We start from the raw sequence: 24,281 nt of genomic DNA on the forward strand, positions 1-24,281 counted from the left end.
CCACCCACCGGCCAAAACCGCTCCCGCCCAAACGCATACGTCGGCAGGTCCACCACGGACGCCCCCGTCGGCGCGAACACCGATGCCCAGTCCACCGTCCCGCCCCCGGCGAAGACCGTCGCCACCGCGGTCAACAGCGTGCGGCTCTCGTCATGCCCCGCCCGCAGAACGGGAACCGCCGTCAGATCGGCACTCAGCTGAGCCATCGCCGCCAGCACACCGTCCGGCCCCAACTCCACCAGCCGCGTGACGCCCTGAGCCTCCAGCGTCACCACACCGTCGGCGAACCGCACCGCCTCCCGCACATGCCGCACCCAATAACCCGGAGTACCCATCTCCACCGCATCCGCCAGCGCACCGGTCACGTTGGAGACGATCGGCAACTCGGGCGCCGCAAAGGCCAATCCACCGACCACCTCGGCGAACTCGTCGAGCATCGCCTCCATCCGCGGCGAATGGAACGCATGCGAAACGGCCAACCGCTTCACCCGCCGACCCGCCGCACGCCACACGGATTCCAACTCCGTGACCACGTCCTCATCACCCGAAACCACCACAGACGACGGCCCGTTCACCGCCGCCACACTCACCTCCGGCCGCTCCGCGATCTCCGCGACAACGTCCGCCTCAGCGGCCTCCACCGCCAACATCACCCCACCCGCCGGCAACGCCTGCATCAACCGACCACGAGCGGCCACCAACACACACGCGTCGTCCAGCGACAGCACCCCCGCCACATGCGCCGCCGCCACCTCACCGATCGAATGCCCCAACAGGAAGTCCGGCGTCACACCCCACGACTCCACCAACCGGAACAACGCCACTTCAAGCGCGAACAACCCCGCCTGCGTGAACACCGTTTGGTCAAGCAACTCGCCGCCGTCGAACATCACCTCACGCAACGAACGGCCCAACTCACCGTCCAACCGCGCACACACCGCGTCCAACGCATCGGCGAACACCGGAAACGCCGCATACAACCCGGCACCCATCCCCACCCGCTGCGCACCCTGCCCCGTGAACAGGAACGCCGTACGGCCGGAGCCCGCCACGCCGCGGACCACCCCGGGAGCCGCCTCGTCGCGGATGATCGCGTCGAGTGATCCGGCCAGCCCCGGCCGGTCGTCGGCCAGCACCACGGCGCGGTGTTCCAGCGCGGCCCGGGTGGTCGCCAACGACAGCGCCACGTCCACCGGTTCGGCCTCGGGCTCGGCGGCCAGGAAGGTCCCGAGGCGGCCCGCCTGGGCGCGCAGCGCCTCGACCGAGGTGCCGGAGAGCAGGAACGGCATCGTGGTCAGCGGTGACCGCTCGCCGGGGTCGGCGGGCTCGTCGGGCGACGGCTCGGGCGCCGGTGCCTCTTCGAGGATCATGTGCACGTTGGTGCCGCTCATGCCGAACGAGGACACCCCGGCGCGGCGCGGTGTTTCTCCCCGCGGCCAGCCGCGCGGCTCGGTCAGCAGTTCCACCGCGCCGGCCGACCAGTCGACGTGCGGTGACGGCTCTGCCGCGTGGAGGGTCTTCGGCAGGACGCCGTGCCGCAGGGCCATCACCATCTTGATGACGCTCGCGGCGCCGGAAGCGGCCTGCGTGTGGCCGATGTTGGACTTCACCGAGCCGAGCCACAGCGGCCGGCCGGCGGGGCGGTCCTGTCCGTAGGTGGTCAGCAGGGCCTGCGCCTCGATGGGGTCGCCGAGCGCGGTGCCGGTGCCGTGGGCCTCCACCGCGTCCACGTCGCGGGCGGCGAGCCCGGCACTGGCCAACGCCTGCCGGATGACGCGTTGCTGGGAGGGGCCGTTGGGCGCGGTGAGGCCGTTGGAGGCGCCGTCCTGGTTGACCGCGGAGCCGCGGACCACCGCCAGGACCCGGTGTCCGTTGCGCCGGGCGTCGGAGAGGCGTTCCAGCGCCACCATGCCGACGCCCTCGCCCCAGGCAGTGCCGTCGGCCGCCGCTGAGAACGCCTTGCAGCGCCCGTCGGCGGCGAGTCCGCGCTGCCGGCTGAACTCCACGAACGCGGTGGGCGTCGACATCACGGTCGCGCCGCCGGCCACGGCCATCGTGCACTCGCCGCTGCGCAGCGCCTGTACGGCGAGGTGCATGGCCACGAGGGAGGAGGAGCAGGCGGTGTCGATCGTCATCGCGGGGCCTTCGAGGCCGAGCGCGTAGGAGATGCGGCCGGACATCACCCCGGCGGCGTTGCCGATGCCCTGGTGGCTCTCGCTGCCCTGGCCGGTGCCCATGAGCAGGGGCAGGTAGTCCTGGCCGTTGGTGCCGGCGAAGACTCCGGTGCGGCTGCCGCGCAGCGACGTCGGGTCGATGCCGGCGCGTTCGAACGCTTCCCAGGACGCCTGGAGCAGCAGGCGCTGCTGCGGGTCCATGGCGAGCGCCTCACGTGGCGAGATGCCGAAGAAGACCGGGTCGAACTCGGCCACCCCGGTGAGGAAGCCGCCCTCGGCGACGTAGGAGGTGCCTTCGGCGCCCTCGGGGTCGTGGAGCCGGCCGAGGTCCCAGCCGCGGTCGGTGGGGAAGGGCGAGACGGCGTCGGTGGCGGTGTCGGTCAGCCGCCACAGGTCTTCCGGCGACTCGACGCCGCCGGGGTAGCGGCAGCTCATGCCGATGATGGCGATCGGCTCGTCGGCGTGGGCGGCGCCGCCGGCGAAGGAGCGGTCGACGGTGCCGGAGTGTCCGAGGCATTCGGCGCGGACGTAGGCGGCGAGGACGGCGGGGGTGGGGTGGTCGAAGATCAAGGTGGCGGGCAGGCGCAGGCCGGTGACCTTGTTGAGGGCGTCGCGCAGTTCGATCGCGGTGAGCGAGTCGAAGCCGAGTTCGGTGAACGCCTTGCGCGGTTCGACCGCGTCGGCGCCGCGGCGGTGTCCGAGCACGGTGGCGACCTGGGCCCTGACGATCTCCAGGACCGCGGTCTCCTGGGCCGTCGCGGAGAGCCCTTCGAGTTGCGCGGCGAGCGCCGAGCGTTCTCCGCCGGTGGGCCCGGTGGCGGTGGAGCGGCGCACTTCGGGCAGTTCGTCGAGCAGCGGCCGGGGCCGGGCGGCGGTGAAGGTGGCGGCGAACACCGGCCAGTCGACGTCGGCGACGGCCACGCACGCGTCGCCGTGGTCGACGGCCCGGCCGAGCGCGGCGACGGCGAGTGCCGGGTCCATGGTGGCCAGGCCGCGTTTGCGCAGGTAGTCGCTGGTGGCGGTGGCGCCGGCCATGCCGGAGCCGGCCCACGGTCCCCAGGCGACGGAGGTGACGGGCAGTCCGGCGGACCTGCGCTGCCGGGCGAGGGCGTCGAGGGAGGCGTTGGCCACGGCGTAGGCGGCCTGTCCGCCGCTGCCCCAGACGGCGGAGACCGAGGAGAACAGCACGAACGCGTCGAGGGCGACCTCGCGCAGCGCGTCGTGGAGGTTGGCCGCGCCGGCCACCTTGGCACGCAGTCCGGCGGCGAAGTCGGCGAGCGTGGTCTGTTCCAGCGGTACGAACTCCCCGGACCCGGCGGCGTGCACGACGGCGGTCAGCGGCAGGGCGGCGGGGAGGCCGGCCAGCAGCGCGTCCAGTGCGCCGCGGTCCGCGACGTCGCACGCGGCGACGGTGACCTTCGTGCCGAGCGCCTCGATCTCGGTGACCAGCCGGTCGATGCCGGGGGCCGTGCCGCCGCGGCGGCTGGTGAGCAGGACGTGCGGGGCGCCGCGGCCGGCGAGCCAGCGGGTGACGTGGGCGCCGAGGGCGCCGGTGCCGCCGGTGACGAGCACGGTTCCGGTGGGGGTCCAGGTGCCGGTGGCGGGTCCGGCGGGGGCGTGCACGACGCGGCGGCCGAACACTCCGGTGCGGCGGACGGCGATCTGGTCCTCGCCGCCGCTGTCGGACAGCACGCCGGCGAGGCGTTCGCGGACGCGGTCGTCGAGGGCGTCCGGGAGGTCGACCATGCTGATCCAGCGGCGCGGGTATTCCAGGGCGGCGACCCGGCCGAGCGCCCAGATCTGTGCTCCGGGCAGGCTCGTGAGGCCCTCGTCGTGGCCGACCGCGACGGCGCCCCGGGTGGCCAGCCACACCGGTGCCCCCGATCCGGCGTCGGCGAGTGCCTGGAGCAGGGCGACGGTGCGGGCGACGCCGCGGGACATGACGGGGTGGTCGGTGTCGGGCCGTTCGTCGAGGGCGAGCAGGGACAGCACGCCGCTGACCGTGGCGTCACCGGTGGCGTCGCGCAGCAGGCCGGCCACGGCGGCGCGGTCGGTGTCGGCGCCGGTCAGCACCACCTGGCGCACGATCGCGCCGTGGTCGGTCAGCGTGGCGGCGCACTCGCGCACCGGCTGCGCGTCGGCGTGGTCGGCGGGCACGATCAGCAGCCAGGTGCCGGACAGGGCGGGCAGCGCGGCCTCGGCGACCGGCTTCCAGGTCTCGCGGTAGCGCCAGTCGTCCTGGGTGTCGCGGGTGGCGGGCGCGGCGGGCAGCAGCCAGAAGTGTTCGCGCTGGAACGCGTAGGTGGGCAGGGCGACTTGACGGCCGCCGCGGGGGGCGAGGACGGCCGGCCAGTCGAGGGGGGTGCCGTGGGTGTGCAGGCGGGCGGCGGCGTGCCACCAGGTGTCGAGTTCGCCGCGGTCGCGGCGCAGGGTGGCGATGACGGTGGCGTCGTCGGTCCGTTCGGCGAGGCAGTCGCGTGCCATGGCGGTCAGGACGCCGTCGGGGCCGAGTTCGAGGAACGTGGTGACCCCGGCCTCGTGCAGGGTGGTGATGCCGTCGGCGAAGCGCACGGTGGCGGTGATGTGCCGGACCCAGTATTCGGGGGTACTGATGGCTTCGGGGTCGACCGGTTCGCCGGTGAGGTCGGAGATGATCGGCAACTGCGGCGGGTGGAAGGTGAGTCGACCGGCGACGGCGGCGAAGTCGGTGAGCATGTGGCGCATGCGCGGTGAGTGGAAGGCGTGCGAGACGGTCAGCCGTTTCACCTTGCGGCCGGTCTCCCGCCAGGCGGTTTCCAGCGCGGTGACGGTCTCCTCGTCGCCGGAGACCACGACGGAGGCGGGTCCGTTGACGGCGGCGATGCCCACTGCGGCCTCGTGGCCGTCGATCTCCTTGGCGACCTCCGCCTCGGTGGCTTCCACGGCGAGCATGGCACCGCCGGCGGGCAGTGCCTGCATCAGCCTGCCGCGGGCGGCGACCAGGGTGCAGGCGTCGTCGAGGGAGAGCACGCCGGCCACGTGGGCGGCGGCCAGTTCGCCGATGGAGTGGCCCAGCAGGTAGTCGGGGCGCACGCCCCACGACTCCAGGAGCCGGAAGAGCGCGACCTCCAGCGCGAACAGGGCCGCCTGGGTGTACGCGGTCCGGTCCAGCAGGTCCTGGTCGCCGAACATGACGTCGCGCAGCGGGCGCTCGGACCCGGTGTCCAGGCGTTCGCAGACGGCGTCCAGCGCGGCGGCGAACACCGGGAAGGCGGCGTGCAGTTCGCGGCCCGCTCCGGCGCGCTGGGCGCCCTGGCCGGTGAACAGGAACGCCGTCCTGCCCTTGGTCGCCACCGCGCGCACCACGTGTGCGGTCTCCTCGCCGCGGGCGAGGGCGGTGAGCGCGTCGAGGAAGTCCTGGCGGTCGGTGGCCAGGATGACGGCGCGGTGTTCCAGGGCTGCGCGGGTGGTCGCCAGCGACTGCCCGATGTCGGCGTTGCCGGTGTCGGGTGCGGTGTCCAGGAAGGCGCGCAGGCGGGCCGCCTGGGCCCGCAGGGCCTGCTCGGTCCTTCCGGAGATCAGCCAGGGCAGCGGGGCCGGGGCGGCATCGGTGGTCCGTCGCGCGGGTTGGGTGGCCGGCCCGGGTTGCGCGGAGGGCGCGGGTGGTACGGGCGGCGCCTCCTCGATGATGACGTGGGCGTTGGTGCCGCTGACGCCGAACGACGACACTCCGGCGCGGCGCGGTGTGCCGGTCCGCGGCCAGGGCCGTACCTCGGTGAGCAGTTCGACCGCGCCGGCCGACCAGTTCACGTGCGGGGACGGCTCGTCGACGTGCAGGGTGCGCGGCAGGACTTCGTGCCGCAGGGCCATCACCATCTTGATCACGCCCGCCGCGCCGGACGCGGACTGGGTGTGGCCGATGTTGGACTTGACCGAGCCGAGCCACAGGGGGCGGTCGGCGGGGCGGTCCTGACCGTAGGCGGCGAGCAGCGCCTGGGCCTCGATGGGGTCGCCGAGGGTGGTGCCGGTGCCGTGCGCCTCGACGGTGTCGACGTCGGCCGGGTCGAGCCGGGCGTTGGCCAACGCGTCGTGGATGACGCGGCGTTGGGCGAGTCCGTTGGGCGCGGTCAGGCCGTTGGAGGCGCCGTCGGAGTTGACCGCGGAGCCGCGTACGACGGCCAGTACCGGGTGGCCGTTGCGCCGGGCGTCGGAGAGGCGTTCGACCAGCAGCAGGGCCACGCCCTCGCTCCAGCCGGTGCCGTCGGCGGCGGCGGCGAAGGATTTGCAGCGCCCGTCGGAGGCCAGTCCGCGCTGTTTGCTGAACTCGACGAAGGCGCCGGGGGTGGCCATCACGGTGACGCCGCCGGCGAGCGCCATCGTGCACTCGCCGCTGCGCAGTGCCTGGGCGGCCAGGTGCAGGGCGACCAGGGACGAGGAGCAGGCGGTGTCCACCGTGACGGCCGGGCCTTCGAGGCCGAAGGTGTAGGCGACCCGGCCGGACAGCACGCTGGTGGCGGCGCCGATCAGGACGTAGCCCTCGGTCTCGCCGTCCACCGGGGTGGCGGCGCCGTAGCCGGAGTTGGTCGAGCCGACGTAGACGCCGGTGCGGCTGCCGCGCAGCGACGTCGGGTCGATGCCGGCGCGTTCGAAGGTCTCCCAGGAGGTCTCCAGCAGGAGCCGCTGCTGCGGGTCCATGGCCAGCGCCTCACGCGGTGAGATCCCGAAGAAGCCGGGGTCGAAGCTTCCCGCGTCGTGGACGAAGCCGCCCTCGCCGGCGGACGAGGTGCCGGGCCGGCCGGGTTCGGGGGCGCAGAGCCGTTCGACGTCCCAGCCGCGGTCGGCGGGGAAGCGGGAGACGGCGTCGCCCCCGGCGTCGATCAGCGACCAGAAGGCTTCGGGTGAGTCGACGTCCCCGGGCAGCCGGCAGGACATGCCGACGATGGCGATGGGGTCGCGGTTCGCGGCGGTCAGGTCCCGGTTGAGTGCCTTCAGCCGTTCGGTCTCCTTGACCGAACGGCGCAGCGCTTCGACGTACTTGTCGATGGTGGCACTCATTACGCGGGGTCTCCCTCGTCGCCGGCGACCAGTTTCAGCAGGCTCTCGCCGTCCATGGCGTCGAGCGCGTCCGCGCTGAACTCCGCGGCGGTGTCGGTGTGTTCGGGGCCGGCGTCGCCCGTTTCGGCCAGTCGCAGCAGGATGTCGAGCAGTCCGGCCTCGCGGAGCCGGGAGAGCGGGATGCGGGCCAGGGTCTGCTTGATCCGCTGGTCCTGCGGTGAGCCGGACCCGGTGTCCGCTCCTTCGGGGAACAGTTCGTCGAGCAGCCGACCGGCGAGCGCGGCGGGCGTCGGGTGGTCGAAGACGGCGGTGGCGGGCAGTGCCAGGCCGGTGGCCGTGTCGATCCGGTCGCGCATCTGGACCGCCGACAGCGAGTCGAAGCCGAGGTCGCGGAAGGCGCGGTCGGCCTCGACGGCGCGGCTGTCGGCGTGGCCGAGGACCAACGCGGCCTGGGTCTGCACGAGTTGCAGCAGTTCGCTCTCCCGCTGCTGGGGCGGCAGGACGGTGAGCCGGGCGCGCAGTTCGGCGGTGTCGGCGCGTCCGCGTGCGGTGGGGGCGGCCGGGGCGGCCGGGCGGGCCTCGGGGAGTTCGGCGAGCAGCGGGCTGGGCCGGGCGATGGTGAAGGCGGGTGCGAACCGTGCCCAGTCCACGCCCGCGATCGTGACGCACGGGTCGGTGTCGCTGCGCTCCACCGCCTGCCACAGGGCGGTGAGGGCGGCCGGCGGGTCCATGGACAGCACGCCGCGGCGGCGCAGTTGTTCCGCGGTGGCGCCGTCGCCCATCCCGGGCCCCTGCCAGCTTCCCCAGGCGATGGAGGTCGCGGGCAGGCCGAGCGCGCGGCGTTCCCGGGCGAGGGCGTCGAGGTGGGCGTTGGCGGCGGCGTAGGTTCCCTGTCCGGCGCCGCCCCAGGTCGCCGCGGCGGAGGAGAACAGCACGAAGGCGTCCAGTTCGGTGCCGGCGCACAGGTCGTGCAGGTTGCGGGCGCCGGTGACCTTGGCGGCGAGGACGGCGGCCTGGTGTTCCGCGGTGGTCTGCGACAGCGGGGTGAGGTCGCCGAGCCCGGCGGTGTGGACGACGGCGGTCAGCGGGAACTCCTGCGGGATGTCCAGCAGCAGGGCACGCAGCGCCTGCCGGTCGGCGACGTCGCAGGCCGCCACGGTCGTCCGCGCGCCGAGTGCGTGCAGTTCGGCGGCCAACTCGGCGGCGCCGGGCGCCTGTTCACCTCGGCGGCTGGTCAGCACGAGGTGTTCGGCGCCCTGTTCGGCCAGCCGGCGGGCCACGTGGGCGCCGAGGGCCCCGGTGCCGCCGGTGATCAGTACCGTTCCGTGCGGGCGCCAACCGCCCGATCGCGGTGGGCCGACGGGGTCGCGCACCAGGCGGCGGGCGAACGCGCCGTCGGCCCGCAGGGCGACCTGATCCTCGGTCGCCGCGGTGAGCAGCGTGGTGAGGGCGTCGCCGAGGGGTTCGTCGAGGGCGTCGGGCAGGTCGATCAACCCGCCCCAGCGCGTGGGGTGTTCGAGGGCGGCGCTGCGGCCCAGTGCCCACACCGCGTGCCCGTCGGCGTTCGGCGGGGAGTCGGCGGGCACCGCTCGTACCGCGCCGCGGGTCAGCGTCCACACCGGGGCGTCCACGGTGAGTTTGTCGAGCACCTGCACCAGGGTCACCGTGGCGGTGAGGGCGGCCGAGAGGGCGGGGTGCGCGGGGTGCGGGCGTTCGTCCAGGGCGAGCAGGGACAGCACGCCGTCCGGTGTCCCGGTGCCGGCGGCCTCTTCCAGTACGCGGCTGAGGTCGCCCGGTTCCGGTCCGACGGTGTGGTGGACGGCGGTGCCGCCGGCGCGGGTGATGGCGTCGGCGCAGTCCGCGGCCGTCGCGTCGTACGCCTCGCCGGACGGGACGAGCAGCCACCAGGTGCCGGGCGGCGCGGGGTGCGGGGCGGCGGGGACGGGCTTCCACGTGACGCGGTAGCGCCAGCCGGCCGGGTCGCCGCCCGCGGGGGCGCGGTGGGAGACCGGCCAGAACTGCTCGTGCTGGAAGGGGTAGGTGGGCAGGTCCACCCGCCGCCCGCCCCAGCCGGCGAAGACCTGCTCGCGGTCGACGCGGACGCCGTTGACGTGAGCCAGGGCGAGCGCGGTGAGCGCGGCACGGGCCTCGGGGCGGTCGCCGCGCAGTACGGGGAAGGCGGCGGTGGTGCGGGTGCCGGCCTTCCCGGCGAGGCAGAGCCGGGCCATGGCGCTGAGCACGCCGTCGGGGCCAAGTTCGACGAAGGTGGTGACGCCCTGTTCGTGCAGGGTGGCGACGCCGTCGGCGAAGCGCACCGCGTGCCGCACGTGCCGTACCCAGTAGTCGGGCTGCCGGATCTGCTGCGGGTCGACCGGCTGTCCGGTCAGGTCGGAGATGATCGGCAGGCGCGGCGCCCGAAGGGTCAACCCGCCCACCACGGCGGCGAATTCGTCGAGCATCGCGTCCATGCGGGGCGAGTGGAAGGCGTGCGAGACGGTGAGGCGCTTGACCCGGCGTCCCGCGTCGCGCCAGGCCGTCTCCAGGTCGGTGATGACGTCCTCGTCGCCGGAGACCACCACGGCGGCGGGTCCGTTGACGGCGGCGATGGCCACCGTCTCCTCGCGGCCGACGAGTTCCACGGCGATGTCGTCCTCCGCGGCCTCCACCGCGAGCATGGCGCCGCCCGCGGGAAGCGCCTGCATCAGCCGGCCGCGCGCGGCCACCAGGGCGCAGGCGTCGTCGAGCGACAGCACCTCGGCCACGTGGGCGGCCGCCACCTCGCCGACGGAGTGCCCCAGCAGGGCGTCGGGGGTGATCCCCCACGACTCCAGCAGCCGGAAGAGCGCGACCTCCAGAGCGAACAGCGCCGGTTGGGCGAAGTCGGTGCGGTCCAGCGCCTGCTGGTCGCCGAACATCACGTCGCGCAACGGCCGTTCCAGGTGGGCGTCCATCGCCGCGCACACCGCGTCCAGCGCCGTCGCGAACACCGGGAAGGCGGCGTGCAGTTCGCGGCCCATGCCGGCGCGTTGCGCGCCCTGGCCGGTGAACAGGAAGGCCACGTCGCCGGGTGAGGCGATGCCCCGCACGACGTCCGCCGCCTCGGTGTCGTCGGCGAGGGCGGACAGTCCGGCCAGGAAGGCGTCCCGGTCGGCGGCCAGTACGACGGCCCGGTGGTCGAGCGCCGCCCGGCTGGTGGCCAGCGAGTGGGCGACGTCGAGCGGGCGCAGTCCGGGCTCGCGGCGGGTGAACTCCGTCAGCCGGCGGGCCTGTTCCCGCAGTCCGGCCGCCGAACGCGCCGACACCAGCCAGGGCAGCACGGGCGGCACCACGTTCTCGGCCGGGCGGGCCGGCTCGGTGCTTTCGGCGGGCTCGGCCGGCTCGGCGGGCGGGGCCTGCTCGATGATGACGTGCGCGTTGGTGCCGCTGACGCCGAACGAGGAGACGCCGGCCCTGCGCGGTGCGCCGGTCGACGGCCACGGCCGGGATTCGGTCAGCAGTTCCACCGCGCCCGCGGACCAGTCGACGTGCCGGGAGGGTTCGTCGACGTGCAGCGTGCGCGGCAGCCGCGCGTGCCGGACGGCCATCACCATCTTGATGACGCCGCCCACCCCGGCGGCGGCCTGGGTGTGGCCGAGGTTGGACTTGAGCGAGCCCAGCCACAACGGGCGTCCCTCGGGGCGGTCCTGGCCGTAGGTGGCCAGCAGCGCCTGCGCCTCGATGGGGTCGCCCAGCGTGGTGCCGGTGCCGTGCGCCTCGACGGCGTCGACGTCGGCGGGCGACAGCGAGGCGTTGTCGAGGGCCTGGCGGATCACCCGTTGCTGGGAGGGGCCGTTGGGCGCGGTCAGGCCGCTGGAGGCACCGTCCTGGTTCACCGCGCTCGCGCGCAGCACCACCAGCACCGGGTGCCCGTTGCGCCGGGCGTCGCTCAGCCGCTCCAGCAGCAGGACGCCGGCGCCCTCGCCCCACGCGGTGCCGTCCGCCGCGCTCGCGAAGGACTTGCACCGTCCGTCGGGCGCCATGCCCTCGTCGAACTCCGATCCGGCGAACATGGTCGGGGTGGCCATGACGGTGACCCCGCCGGCCAGCGCGAGGGTGCACTCCCCGCCGCGCAGCGCCTGGGCCGCCAGGTGCATCGCCACCAGGGACGACGAGCAGGCGGTGTCGACCGTGACCGCCGGGCCCTCCAGGCCGAAGGAGTACGAGACGCGCCCGGACAGCACGCTGCCGGCGTTGCTGGTGCCGACGAAGCCTTCGAGTACCTCCGGCGTCTCCAGCAGCCCGGTCGCGTAGTCGTGGTACATCGCGCCGACGAACACCCCGGTGCGGCTGCCGCGCAGCGTCAGCGGGTCGATGCCGCCGCGCTCGACCGCCTCCCAGCAGATCTCCAGCATGAGCCGCTGCTGCGGGTCCATGGCCAGCGCCTCGCGCGGCGAGATGCCGAAGAAGCCGGGGTCGAACCGCCCGGCCTCGTCGTAGAAGCCGCCCTCGCGGACCGGCAGTTCGGCGAGCCGGTCCAGGTCCCAGCCACGGTCGGTGGGGAAGCCGGTGACGGCGTCGCCGCCGGCCTCGACGAAGCGCCACAGCTCCTCGGGCGAACGGCAGCCGCCGGGGTAGCGGCAGCCGATGCCGACGACGGCGACCGGCTCGTTCGCCCGGTCCTCCAGCTCGCGGACCCTGCGGTTGGCATCGCGCAGTTCCGTCGTGGCTCGCTTGAGGTACTGAAGGAGCTTCTCCTCGTTCGACACCCCGACTCCTCTCAGCGTTTTCAGCGTTCTCTGCGTACCCGGCGTACCCGGCGTACCCGGCGTACCCGGCGTGCCCTGTACTGCGCTCTCCCGGCCCGGCCGGGGTCAGGACTTCAGGAACTCCTCGTCCAGTACCTCGAACATCTCCTCCGCGGTGGCCGATGTGAGGTCGTCCTGCGCGCCCTCGGCCTGCGGGGCGGCGGCGGCCCAGCGCGACATCAGTGCCCGCAGCCGGGAGGTGATCTCGTCGCGGCCGCTGTCCTGCGCCCCGATGCCGCCCAGCGCCCGTTCCAGCCGCACCAGTTCCGACAGGGCCGCCGCGGCGGGTGTGACGTCCCGCGGTTCCAGCGCGGATCGCAGGTGCCGGGCCAGCGCGGTGGCGGTCGGGTGGTCGAAGACCACGGTCGCCGGCAGCCGCAGACCGGTCGCGGCACCGAGCCGGTTGCGCAGTTCCACCGCGGTCAGCGAGTCCAGTCCCAGTTCGAGGAACCCGCGCTCGGTGTCGACGGTGCCCGCCGAGGCGTGGCCGAGCACGGTGGCGACCTGGCCGCGCACCAGGTCCAGCAGGATGCGCCGGCGTTCCGCGTCGGTCGCCCGGCCCAGCTTGTGGCGCAGCGTGTCGGCGGAGTCGGCGCCCACCTCCTCGGTGCCCGCCGCCCGGGGGACGCCCGGGATCAGGTCGCGCAGCAGCGGCAGGACCTCCGCCGCCCGGCCGCGCAGCGCGGTGGCGTTGAACGCCATGGGGACGACGACGCTCTCGCCGATGCTCCGGCCGGCGTCGAACAGGGCCATGCCGTCGGCGGTGGACAGCGGGGTCATGCCGGAACGCATCAGCCGGCGCACGTCGGTCTCGGTCAGCTCCCCGGTCATCCCGGTGCGCCGCGCCCACGGGCCCCACGCCAGCGACACACCGGGCAGCCCGGCCGCCGTGCGGTGCTGGGCGAGGGCGTCGAGGAAGGTGTTCGCCGCGGCGTAGTTGCTCTGGCCGGCCCCGCCGAGCACGCCGGCCGCCGAGGAGAACAGCACGAAGGCGCTCAGGTCCGCGCCGGCGGTCAGCTCGTGCAGGTGCCACGCGCCGCGCAGTTTGGGGGCCAGTACCGCGTCGAGGCGTTGCGGGGTCAGTCCGGAGACCACGCCGTCGTCGAGCACCGCGGCGGTGTGGACGACCGCGGTGAGCGGGTGCTGCGCCGGAACGCGGGCCAGGACGCGGGCGAGGGCGTCGCGGTCGGTGGTGTCGCAGGCTTCGACGGTGGCCCGGGCCCCGTGCGCGGCGAGTTCCGCGACGAGTTCGGCGGCTCCCGGCGCGGCCGTTCCGCTGCGGCTGAGCAACAGCAGGTGGCGTACGCCCTGTTCGGTGACCAGGTGCCTGGCCAGTTCGCTGCCCAGGGTGCCGGTCGCACCGGTGATCAGCACCGTGCCGCTGTCCCCGAGCGGTACGCCGGCGGTGGCGGACGGCGGTATCCGTGTCAGGCGCGGGGCGTGCGCCGCGCCGTGGCGGACGGCGACCTGCGGTTCACCGGCCTCGGCGGCGGCGGCCACGGACCGCAGCGAGCGCGGATCGTCGTCGACGTCGACCAGGGTGAACCGCCCGGGGTGTTCGGACTGCGCCGAGCGCAGCAGGCCCAGGACGGGGGCGCAGGCCAGGTCCGGGGTCTCCTCGGGGGTGACGGCGACCGCGTTGCGGGTGACGACGACGAGCCGGGTGTCGGCGAACCGCTCGTCGGCGGTCCACTCCTGCACCAGGCGCAGCGCCCGGTGCGCGGCCTGCTCCGCCCGCGCCGGCAGGTCGTCCGCCGCGCCGGCCGGGGGCTGCTCGCTCACGAACGGGGCCAGCACGACGTGCGGTGTCGCGGCGGCGGTGAGCGCGGCGAGGTCGTCGTGGCATGCGACGGCCGCGTCCTCGGTGGTGAGGGCGGCGGCCAGGCCGAGGACGTCCGGCCCGAGCAGTGCCAGCTCGTGTGCCGAAGCCGGGGCCAGGGTGAGGGCGCTGCCCCACCCGACGCGGAACAGCGAGTCGCCGGAGTGGCGGCGCAGGCCGTTGATCTGCGGGGCGACGGGCCGGCAGACCAGCGCGTCGACCTCGGCGACCGGGCGGTCGTTCCCGTCGGCGATCGTGACGTTGATCGCGCCGTCCCCGGCCCGCGCGAGCCGGACGCGCAGCGAGGTGGCGCCCGTGCGGTGCAGGCACACCCCCCGGAAGGAGAAGGGGAGTTCCACCGCCCCGGTGCGCTCGCCGGCCTCGCCGCCGGGGCCGGGCAGCATGCCCAGGGGGTGCAGGGCGGCGTCGAGGAGTGCGGGGTGCATGCCGAAGCCGGCGTGCTTCTCGCGCAGTTCGGCGGGCAGTTCCACCTCGGCCAGCACGGTGTCGCCGTGCCGCCAGGCCGCCCGCAGGCCCTGGAACGTCGGCCCGTACCCGTAGCCGAGGTCCGCGATGTGCTGGTAGAAGTCGCCGACCTCGACGGCCTGCGCGTCGGCCGGCGGCCACGGGTCCAGCTCGGTCGGCGCGGGTGCGCCGGCCGCGGTGAGGGTGCCGGTCGCGTGCCGGGTCCACCGGGTGCCGCCGATGGTGTCGTCCTGCTCGGAGCGGGAGTAGACGCTGACCGGGCGGCCCCCGGAGGTGTCCGGGGCGCCGACGACGACCTGGAGCTGGACGCTGTCGCGTTCGGTGAGGACGAGGGGGACTTCCAGGACGAGTTCCTCGGCGCGCGGGCAGCCGACCTGTTCGCCGGCCCGCAGCGCCAGTTCGACGAACGCGGTGCCCGGCAGCAGGATCGTGCCCAGGACGGCGTGGTCGGCGAGCCAGGGCTGGGTGCGTACCGACAGCCGTCCGGTCATGACCAGGCCCTCGCCGCCGGCCAGGGGCACGGCGGCGCCGAGCAGCGGGTGGCCGGTGGCGCCGAGGCCGACCGCCGACATGTCGCCGGGCTGGTGGGGCTGCGTCTCCAGCCAGTAACGCTGCCGTTCGAACGGGTACGTGGGCAGGTCGACCGGGCCGGCCCGGTCGCCGGTGAGGAAGGCGGTCAGGTCGACGTCGAGTCCGGTGACGTACAACTCGGCGGCGGAGGTGAGGAGTCGGCGGGTGCCGCCCTCGTCGCGCCGCAGGGTGCCGACGGCCACCACCGCCTCGTCGTCGAGTTCGCCGACGGCCTGGGTGAGGACCGGGTGGGCGCTGGCCTCGACGAAGAAGCGGTACCCGTCCGCCGCCAACTGCCGTGCCGCCGCCTCGAACTCCACCGTCTCGCGCAAGTTGCGGTACCAGTACTCGGCATCCAACTGCGCGGTGTCCACCACCCCACCGGTCACCGCCGAATAGAACGCCACGCTCCCCGAACGCGGCTCCAACCCCGCCAGCGCCTCCAGCAACCGCTCCCGGATGCCCTCCACCTGCACCGAATGCGACGCGTAGTCCACCGCCACCCGCCGCGCCCTGATCCCCCGCTCCTCACACACCGCCAACAACTCGTCCAACGCCGACGCCTCACCCGACACCACCGTCGACGACGGACCGTTCACCGCCGCCACCGACACCACCGCGTTCCACGGCACCAACAACTCCGCCACATCCGCCCGCGGCAACGCCACCGACACCATCCCACCAGGACCCGACAACACCTCCCCGATCAACCGACTCCGCAACGCCACCACCCGCGCACCATCGGACACACTCAACCCACCCGCCACCACAGCAGCCGCGATCTCACCCTGCGAATGCCCCACCACCGCCGACGGCACCACACCCACCGAACACCACAACTCCGCCAACGACACCATCACCGCCCACAACACCGGCTGCACCACATCGACCCGGTCCAGCCAGGCGGCACCCTCGTCGCCGTCGGCCCGCAGCACCTCCACCAGCGACCAGTCCACGAAGGCGTCCAGGGCCCGTGCGCACTCCTCGATCCGGTCCCGGAACACCGCGCAGGAGTCCAGCAGTTCGCGGGCCATGCCCACCCACTGCGAGCCCTGGCCGGGGAAGACGAACACCACGCGTCCCTCGCGTACCCGGCCCTCGACCAGTCCGGCCCCGGGCTCGCCGGCGGCCAGGGCGGCCAGCAGGGCGAGCCGGTCGGCGTGGTCGCGGCCCAGCACGACGGCCCGGTGCTCGAAGGCGGTACGGGTGGCGGTCAACGCGTGGGCCACGTCGGCCGGTCCGGCGTCCGGCGACTCCTGCGCGAAGGCCCGCAACCGTGCCGCCTGCGCACGCAGCGCCGACGGGGTACGCCCCGACAGCGCCCACGGCACGACGGCGTCCGTCGCCAGCGGCCCGGCGGGCGCCGGTTCGGTGGCGGGCGCCTCACCCGGTGCCTGTTCGAGCACGAGGTGCGCGTTGGTGCCGGTGCCGCCGAAGGCCGAGACCCCCGCGCGGCGCGGACGGCCGCTGTCGGGCCAGGCGCGCTGCTCGGTCAGCAGTTCCACCGAGCCGGTCGACCAGTCGACGTGCGGGGTCGGCTCGTCCACGTGCAACGTCTTGGGCAGGACGCCGTGCTGGAGTGCCATCACCATCTTGATCACGCCCGCCACGCCGGCGGCGGACTGGGTGTGCCCGATGTTGGACTTCACCGACCCCAGCCACAACGGCCGGTCCCCGGGGCGGTCCTGGCCGTAGGTGGCCAGCAGTGCCTGCGCCTCGATGGGGTCGCCCAGCGTGGTGCCGGTGCCGTGCGCCTCGACGGCGTCCACCTCGGCCGCGTCCAGCCGGGAGTTGGCCAACGCCTGGCGGATGACCCGCTGTTGGGACGGGCCGCTCGGTGCGGACAGGCCGTTGGAGGCGCCGTCCTGGTTCGTCGCCGTACCGCGGATGACGGCGAGCACCCGGTGGCCGTTGCGCCGGGCGTCCGACAGGCGCTCCACGCACAGCATGCCGACGCCCTCGCTCCATCCGATGCCGTCGGCCTGCGCGGCGAACGGCTTGCACCGGCCGTCGGTGGCCAGTCCGCGCTGCCGGCTGAACTCCGTGAACGACACCGGCGAGACGAGCACCGCGACGCCGCCGGCCAGCGCGAGGTCGCACTCGTTCTGGCGCAGCGCCTGGCAGGCGAGGTGGATGGCGACCAGCGAGGAGGAGCAGGCGGTGTCCACGGTGACCGCGGGGCCTTCGAGTCCCAGCGTGTAGGACACCCGGCCGGACACCGCCGCCGTGCCGGAGCCGAACAGGAAGAAGCCCTCCGTCTCGCTGCCCGGCTTGCTGCCGACGCCGTAGCCGACGAACGACGTGCCGACGAAGACGCCGGAGCGGCTGCCCTTCAGCGAGCGCGGGTCGATGGCGCCGCGTTCCAGGGCCTCCCAGGAGGACTCCAGCAGCAGCCGCTGCTGCGGGTCCATCGCGATCGCCTCGCGCGGGGAGATGCCGAAGAAGCCCGCGTCGAACTCGCCGATGTCGTGGACGAAGCCGCCCTCGCGCACGTACGAGGTGCCGGGGTGGTCGGCGTCGGGGTGGTAGAGGTGCTCCAGGTCCCAGCCGCGGTCCTCCGGGAAGGCGGAGATGACGTCGCCGCCCGAGGTGACCAGCCGCCACAGGTCCTCGGGGGACTCGACCTCGCCGGGGAAGCGGCAGCTCATGCCGACGATGGCGATGGGCTCGTCGATGAGGGCGGTGGCGCCGACCGCGGCGGCGGTCGCCTGCGACCGGCCCAGTGTCTCGGCGAGCAGGTGCTGCGACAGCGCGGTGGCCGTCGGGTAGTCGAACACCAGCGTCGGCGACAGCTTGCGCCCGACGACCGTCCGCAGCCGGTTGCGCAGGCTGACGGCCGTGACGGAGTCGAAGCCGAGTTCGCGGAACGCCCGGCCCGCCTCGATGGCCGAGGCGTCGTCGTAGCCGAGGGCCGCCGCCGCCTGGGTGCGGACCAGGTCCAGCATGTACGCGGCACGCCCGGCCTCCGGCAGGGCGGTGAGCCGCTGGGCCAGTTCGGATCCGTCGCCGCCGTCGGTGCCGGCCGGCTCGGACAGGGTGTCGCGCAGCTCGGGCAGGTCCTCGATCAGCGGCCGGGAGCGCGCGGCGGTGAAGCCGACGGCGAACCGCTCCCAGTCGATGTCCGCCACCGCGACGAAGGACTCGTCGGCGTCCAGTGCCTGCTCCAGCACGGTGACGGCCAGCCGCGGGTCCATCAGGCGCAGTCCGCGCCGGCCCAGCTGTTCGGCGGCCGTGGCGTCGGTCATGCCGCCGTCGGCCCAGCCGCCCCAGGCCAGCGCGGTCGCCTTCAGGCCGCGGTCGCGGCGGTGCCGGGCCAGCGCGTCCAGGTAGGCGTTGCCCGCCGCGTACGCCGCCTGCCCCGCGCCGCCCCACACACCGGCGCCCGAGGAGAACAGCACGAACGCGTCGAGCGGTCCTTCGAGCAGTTCGTCGAGGTGGCGGGCGCCGGCGATCTTGGCGGCGACCACGTCGGCCAGTTCGTCCAGGCCGATGTCGGTCAGCTGCGTCGACTGGGAGACGCCCGCGAGGTGGACGACCGCGTCGAGCCGGTGGCGGGCGACGAGGGCGGCCACCGCGTCGCGGTCGGTGACGTCGCAGGCCTCGACCACCACGTCCGCGCCGAGCGCGGTGAGTTCCGCCGTGAGGTCCTCGGCGCCGGGCGCGGCGGCACCGCGCCGGCTGGTGAGCACCAGACGCGACGCGCCGTTGCCCGCCAGCCACCGGGCGACGTGCCCGCCGAGCGCGCCGGTACCGCCGGTGACCAGCACGGTGCCGCGCGGGTGCCAGCCGGTGGCGGACGGCACGGGCGGCGCGGCGTGGATCAGCCGCCTGGCGAACACTCCGGACACCCGCACCGCGAGCTGGTCCTCGGCGCCGATCCCGGCCAGCGCCGCGACGAACCCGTCGAGTACCCGGTCGTCCGCCGTCTGCGGCAGATCGACCAGTCCGCCCCACAGGCCGGGCCGCTCCAGCCCGGTGACCAGGCCGAGTCCCCAGATCTGCGCCTGGGCGGGGTCGCGCAGCCGTTCGGTACGGGCGACCGCGACGGCTCCCGTGGTGGCCAGCCACAACGGCGCGTCGGTCCCGGTGTCCGCCAGTGCCCGGACGAGGGCGAGGGTGGCGGCCAGCGCGTGGGAGACCTCGGGCCTGGCCGGGTGCGGGGTCTCGTCGAGGGCGAGCAGCGACAGCACACCGGACAGCTCCGGCTCCGCACGCAGATGCGCGGCGATCGTCTCCTGGTCGGCGCCTGCCGCGTCCAGGTTCACCGACACGATCCGGGCGCCGGCGGCGGCCATCCGCCGGGTGTACGGCTCGGACAGCTCGCCGTCGGCGCTGCCCGTCACCACCAGCCACGTGCCGGACAGGGCGGGGGCGGCGGGGGCGCTCACCGGGCGCCAGGTGATGTCGTAGCGCCAGTCGTCCGTCGGCGCGTGCGGCCGGTTCACGGCCTGCGGGACCGCCGCCGGCTCCAGCCAGTAGCGGCGGCGCTGGAACGCGTAGGTCGGCAGGTCGGGCACCGCGGCCCGGTCCTGCGGGAGGGCTGCGGCGAAGTCGACGCCGAGACCGTTGGCGTACAGCTCGGCCGCGGAGGTGAGGAAGCGCCGTGCGCCGCCCTGGTCACGCCGCAGCGTGCCGACGGTCACCACGTCGTCCTCGTCGAGTTCGTCGATGGCCTGGGTGAGCACCGGGTGCGGGCTGACCTCGACGAAGAAGCGGTAGCCGTCGGCCACCAGCTTGCGGGTCGCCGACTCGAACTCCACGGTCTCGCGCAGGTTGCGGTACCAGTAGTGCGCGTCCATGCTGCCGGGGGCGACCCAGTCGTCCAGTGCCGTCGACAGCATCGGCACGCCGCCGGGGCGCGGCTCCATCACGGCCAGCTCCTCCTGCAGCCGGTCCCTGATGCGTTCCACCTGGCGCGAGTGCGAGGCGAAGGCCGCCGGGACGGCACGGGCCCGGATGCCGCGTTCCTTGCACAGCGCCAGCAGTTCCTGGAGCGCCGCCATGTCCCCGGACACCACCGTCGAGGACGGCCCGTTGACCGCGCCCACCGACAGCACGTCCGCCCAGGGGGTGATCAGGTCCGCCACCTCGGCGCGCGGCAGGGCCACCGACACCAGGCTGCCGCGGCCGACCAGCTCGTCGACGGCCAGGCGGCTGCGCCACACCACCACCCGCGCGCCGTCCAGCACGCTCAGCTCGCCGGCGACCACGGCGGCGGCGATCTCGCCCTGCGAGTGGCCGACCACCGCCGACGGCACCACGCCCACCGAGCGCCACTGCTCGGCGAGTGCCACCATGACCGCCCACAGCACCGGCTGGAGGATCTCCACCTGCTGGAGCCACTCCAGGTCGCCGTCGGTACGAAGCACTTCCAGCAGCGACCAGTCCACCAAGGTGGCCAGCGCCCGCTCGCACTCCTCGATCCGGTTCCTGAACACCTCGGAGGAATCCAGCAGTTCGCGGGCCATCTCCGCCCACTGGCCGCCCTGGCCGGGGAAGACGAACGCCACCCGGCCCTCGCGCACCCGCCCCTCGACCAGCCCGTCCGCGGGTTCTCCGGCCGCCAGCGACGCCAGCAGTCCCAGTTGCTCGGCGCGGTCGCCGCCCAGCACGACGGCCCGGTGCTCGAAGGCGGCCCGCGTCGTCAGCAGCGCGTGCGCCACGTCCGCCGAGGCGACCCGCGTACGGTCCCCCACGAACGCCCGCAGCCGCCCGGCCTGCGCGCGCAACGCCGGCGTGCTGCGTCCCGACAGCACCCACGGCACCACGGTCTCCGCCGCCGGAGCGCCGTCGGCCGGCCGCTCCCCGGCGGGGGCGGCGTCCGCCGGTGCCTGCTCCAGGACGACGTGCGCGTTGGTCCCGCTGATGCCGAACGACGAGACGGCCGCGCGGCGCGGGCGGCCGGTCTCCGGCCAGGGGCGGCTGTCGGTGAGCAGTTCCACCGCGCCGGCCGACCAGTCCACGTGCGGGGTGACCTCGTCCAGGTGCAGGCTCTTCGGCAGTTCCGCGTGCCGCAGCGCCATCACCATCTTGATCACCCCGGCGACCCCGGCGGCGGACTGGGTGTGCCCGATGTTGGACTTCAGCGAGCCCAGCCACAGCGGCGGGCCCTCGGGGTCGCGCTGTCCGTAGGTGGCCAGCAGCGCCTGCGCCTCGATCGGGTCGCCCAGTTCGGTGCCGGTGCCGTGCGCCTCGACCGCGTCCACATCGGCCGGCGCCAGCCTCGCGTTGGCCAGCGCCTGGCGGATGACCCGCTGCTGCGCGGGACCGCTGGGGGCGCTCAGCCCGTTGGAGGCGCCGTCCTGGTTGATCGCCGAGCCGCGGACCAGCGCGAGCACCGGGTGCCCGTTGCGCCGCGCGTCCGACAGGCGTTCGACCAGCACCATGCCCACGCCCTCGCCCCAGCCGGTGCCGTCGGCCCGGGCGGAGAACGCCTTGCTGCGGCCGTCGGAGGAGAAGGCGCCGGCCTGGCTGCTGTCGACGAACATGCCGGGGTTGGGCATCACGGTCACGCCGCCCGCCAGCGCCATCGAGCACTCGCCCTGCCGGACCGCCTGCATCGCCAGGTGCAGGGAGACCAACGACGACGAGCAGGCGGTGTCGACCGTCATCGCCGGGCCCTCGAAGCCGAAGACGTAGCCGATCCGGCCGGACAGCACGCTCGTCGCGGTGCCGGTCAGGATGTGTCCGCGACCGCCCTCGGGGATGTCGTAGACGCCGACGCCGTAGCCGGAGGTCGCCGCGCCGACGAAGACGCCGACCTGGCTGCCGCGCAGCGTCCCGGAGTCGATACCGGCCCGCTCGAACGCCTCCCACGACGTCTCCAGCAGCAACCGCTGCTGCGGGTCCATGGCCAGTGCCTCGCGCGGCGAGATCCCGAAGAAGGCCGCGTCGAACTCCGGGGCCTCGTAGATGAACCCGCCCTCGAAGGTGTGCTCCCGCTCCCAGGTGGCCGGGTCGGTGTCGCCGTACATGGCGCTGACGTCCCAGCCGCGGTCGGCCGGGAACTCGGATATCGCGTCGACCCCGTCGGCCGCGAGCCGCCACAGCTCCTCGGGCGAGGTGACGCCGCCGGGGAAGCGGCATCCCATGCCGATGATCGCGATGGGCTCGTCGGCGAACGCCGTGCCGACCGCCGGCGCCGTGATCTCCTCGCGTGCGCCGAGCAGTTCGCGCAGCAGGTGGTCGGCGAGGGCGGTGGGGTTGGGGTGGTCGAAGATCAGGGTGGGTGTCAGGCGCAGGCCGGTGGTGGCGCTGAGCTGGTTGCGCAGTTCGATCGCGGTCAGCGAGTCGAATCCCATCGCCGCGAACGCCTTGGCGGGTTCGATCGCGCCGCCGGACGCGAAGCCCAGTACGCCGGCGGCATGCCCGCGCACGGTCTCCAGCACGATCCGCGCCGCCTCGTCCGCGTCCAGTCCGGTCAGCCGGCGGGCGAACCCGCCCGCGGGCGCACCCGTCCCACTGCCCGCGGTCGGGCGGACCGGCCGGACCAGCGACTGCAACAGCCCCGGCAACGCACTCCCGGCAGCCGCCAGCGCGGCGGTGTCGACCGCCATCGGCAGCACAGCACCCCCCGCACCACCCAACGCCCGGTCCAACAGCCCCAGTCCGTCCAGCTCACTCAACGGCACCAGACCGGAACGCCCCATCCGCTCCCGCTCGCCGGCGCTGAGTTTGCCCAGCATCCCCCGGCCGTCCTCACCCAGCCACGGCCCCCACCCCAACGACACACCCGCCAACCCCTGCCGGCGCCGATACTCCGCCAACCCGTCCAACACCCCGTTCGCCGCCGCATACCCCGCCTGCCCCGCCGAACCCACCGACGCCGACACCGACGAATACAACACGAACAACGCCAAATCCAGCCGCGCCGTCAACTCATGCAAATGCAACGCCGCCAACGCCTTCGGCGCCAACACCCCCTCCACCCGCTCCACCGTCAACGACTCCACCACACCGTCATCCACCACACCGGCCGCATGCACCACACCCGTCAACGCATGCTCCGCGGGGATCTCCCCCAGCACCGCCGCCAGAGCATCCCGATCCGCCACATCACACGCGACGACACTGACCCGCGCACCCAGCTCCGACAGCTCAGCCACCAGCTCCGCAGCCCCCGGCGCCTCCAGACCACTACGCGAGAGCAACACCAATTGCTTTATGCCGTAGGCCGTTACGAGATGCCGGGCCACCAAAGAACCCAACGCACCCGTACCCCCCGTAACCAACACCGTGCCCCGCGGATCCAACCTGCGCGGCATCACCAACACGTTCTTCCCCACATGACGCCCCGAACCCATCAACCGGAACGCCCCCACCGCCTCCCGCACATCCCACGCCCGCACCGGCAACAACCCCAGATCCCCACCCTCGAACAACCCCACCAACGTCAACAGAATCTCCCGCAACCGCACCACACCCGCATCAAACAAATCAAACGAGTGATAAGCAGCGGGGAAATCCTCAGGCTGACGGACATCCGCCTTGCCCATCTCCACGAACCGGCCGCCATCCGCCAGCAACCGCGCCGACGCATCGACGTACTCCCCCGCCAGCGAGTTCAACACCACGTCCACACCACGGCCGCCCGACGCCGCCCGGAACACCTCCTCGAACCCCAGATCACGCGAGGAGGCCACCCGATCACCGGAAACGCCCAGCTCACGCACCACCGGCCACTTCGGCTCACTGGCGGTCGCGAAGACCTCCGCACCCGCCCACCGCGCCAACTGCACCGCCGCCATCCCCACCCCACCGGCAGCCGCATGCACCAACACCGACTCACCCGACCCCAGACCACCCAGGTCGAACAAACCGTAGAACGCCGTCATGAACGCCATCGGCACCGACGCCGCATCCACGAACGACCACCCCTCCGGCATCCGCACCACCAACCGGTGATCCGTCACCGCCACCGGACCGAACCCACCCGCGAACAGGCCGAACACCCGGTCCCCGACACACACGCCATCGACATCCGCGCCAACGGCGACCACCACGCCCGCGCCTTCCGACCCCATGAGCCCGGGCTCCGGGTAGGTACCCAGGCCCAGGAGCACGTCGCGGAAGTTCACGCCGGCCGCACGCATCTCCACCCGCACCTCACCGGCGGCGAGCTCCGTGGGAACCACCCGCACGACCGGAGCGACCTCGTCCAGGACACCGTGCTCCGACGGCTCCAACCGCCAGTCACCCTCGCCCACCAACGGCAGCACCAACCCACCGTCATCCTTCACCACCCGACCCGCCAGCAACTCCCCCTCCCGCAGCAGCACCTGCGACAGCCCACTGCCCACCGCCGCACCCAACGCCGCCCACGACGCCGCAGAACCATCCACATCCACCAACAGCACCCGCCCCGGATGCTCCAACTGCACCGACCGCACCAACCCCCACACACCCGCACCCGCC

3 protein-coding genes are annotated in these 24,281 nt (G+C 74.1%); all 3 read right to left on the minus strand.

The window, feature by feature from the left end:
- Positions 1 to 7,208: type I polyketide synthase (locus POF43_RS32235; protein ID WP_271324431.1), on the minus strand; the 7,208-nt coding region annotated here is incomplete at its 3' end.
- Entirely contained in the window at positions 7,208 to 11,953 is a 4,746-nt protein-coding gene (locus tag POF43_RS32240) for a type I polyketide synthase (protein WP_282704908.1), read from the minus strand. The genes POF43_RS32240 and POF43_RS32235, both read right to left, overlap by 1 nt.
- A 105-nt stretch (positions 11,954 to 12,058) precedes the next feature.
- On the minus strand, positions 12,059 to 24,268 hold the full coding sequence (locus POF43_RS32245; protein ID WP_372516178.1) for an SDR family NAD(P)-dependent oxidoreductase: 12,210 nt from the start codon (positions 24,266 to 24,268) through the stop codon (positions 12,059 to 12,061).
- Positions 24,269 to 24,281 lie beyond the last annotated feature (13 nt).

It is taken from the genome of Streptantibioticus silvisoli, assembly GCF_027947535.2.
GTDB classification, from domain to species: Bacteria; Actinomycetota; Actinomycetes; order Streptomycetales; family Streptomycetaceae; genus Streptantibioticus_C; species Streptantibioticus_C silvisoli.